The organism is Saccharothrix sp. ST-888 (assembly GCF_000955975.1).
Lineage (GTDB): Bacteria > Actinomycetota > Actinomycetes > Streptomycetales > Streptomycetaceae > Kitasatospora.
Genome location: NZ_JYJF01000440.1, coordinates 1 through 382, shown reverse-complemented (window position 1 = coordinate 382; position 382 = coordinate 1). Strand labels below are relative to the sequence as shown.

The 382-nt window shown below is 69.6% G+C and carries 1 protein-coding gene; it reads left to right on the top strand.

Annotated features, from left to right (window positions below; translation table 11 throughout):
- Nucleotides 1-209 precede the first annotated feature (209 nt).
- Nucleotides 210-382: hypothetical protein (locus UK12_RS45285; protein WP_442973913.1), on the top strand; the 173-nt coding region annotated here is incomplete at its 3' end.

The following is a 382-nucleotide window of genomic DNA, read 5'->3' as shown; positions in this document are numbered from 1 at the left end:
AGCAGCTCCTCCTTGCCGAGGGCGTGGAAGACGATGATCGCGTCGATCCGGTTGAGGGACTCGGGCTGGAACTGTAGGCGCAGGACCCGCCGCTGCGCCTCGCGGACCGGGTCCACCTGGCCCGAGGGATCGAGGATCGGATGCGAGGCGCTGTTGCTGGTCATTATGACCGCGGCTTTGCGGACGTCGCCCCGGCGACTAGGCAGTAGCTGACCGAAAAGGGCTACCGGCCGGAGTTCGGGTCCCGCCCGCTGCGGCGCACCATCCAGTCCCAGCTCGACAACCGGATCTCCAACCTGCTGACCGAGGGCAGCGTCCGGGAGGGCGACACCCTGCGGGCCGACGTCGCGGACGGCGAGCTCACGGTCTCGCTCGCCCACCC